General features: G+C 39.7%; 1 protein-coding gene. It reads left to right on the top strand.

Features of this window, described 5'->3' with window-relative positions:
* Nucleotides 1–20: 20 nt before the first annotated feature.
* Complete coding sequence (locus PL85_RS18180) at nt 21–404, top strand: hypothetical protein (protein ID WP_147288191.1); 384 nt, start codon at nt 21–23, stop codon at nt 402–404.
* The last annotated feature ends 74 nt before the right edge of the window (nt 405–478 follow it).

Here is a 478-nt window from a genome sequence, read left to right as displayed (position 1 = left end):
TGTTCATGCGGTTTCCGTAGATGGGAAGAGATATTCCTGCTCATTATCAGATGAAAGTGCAAAAATTGGGTTTGCCTGAAGCAGAAAAAGCGGTGCAGTCAATTACGTATAACATTAGCGGAGCAAATGCTCGCGTCAACAATAACTCGACAGACAATTCAACAAACGTTGTGAACATTAATAGCGATCTTCAAGAGGCGCTGAGCGCCTTGAAATCTGAAGTTAAGCGTCTAAATATATCGGATTCCGAGCGTGAAGAAGCTTATGAAGTTGTAGAGGCTATTGATGCTCAATGTCAAAATGAGAAACCGAGTAAAGTTGTGGTAAATGCGTTAGTTAAATCATTGCCGACAGCTGCTTCAATTTCTTCTATTGGTTCTCTTATCGTTTCATTATTGGGATAAATCGTTCTGTTATAAAGTTCCAATTCTTCTGCCAAATCCGTAGGTAATGTAATTTAACAAACGGCTCAAGAGGG

Origin of the sequence: Vibrio anguillarum (genome assembly GCF_001989995.2) — a bacterium.
GTDB classification, from domain to species: Bacteria; Pseudomonadota; Gammaproteobacteria; order Enterobacterales; family Vibrionaceae; genus Vibrio; species Vibrio anguillarum.
Note: the sequence above shows the minus strand (reverse complement) of the source record. Positions and strands in the feature narration are given on the sequence as shown.

Excerpts from the sequence above, each read along its gene's own strand:
- PL85_RS18180 (WP_147288191.1), top strand. The coding sequence starts at position 21 with ATGGGAAGAGATATTCCTGCTCATTATCAGATGAAAGTGCAAAAATTG.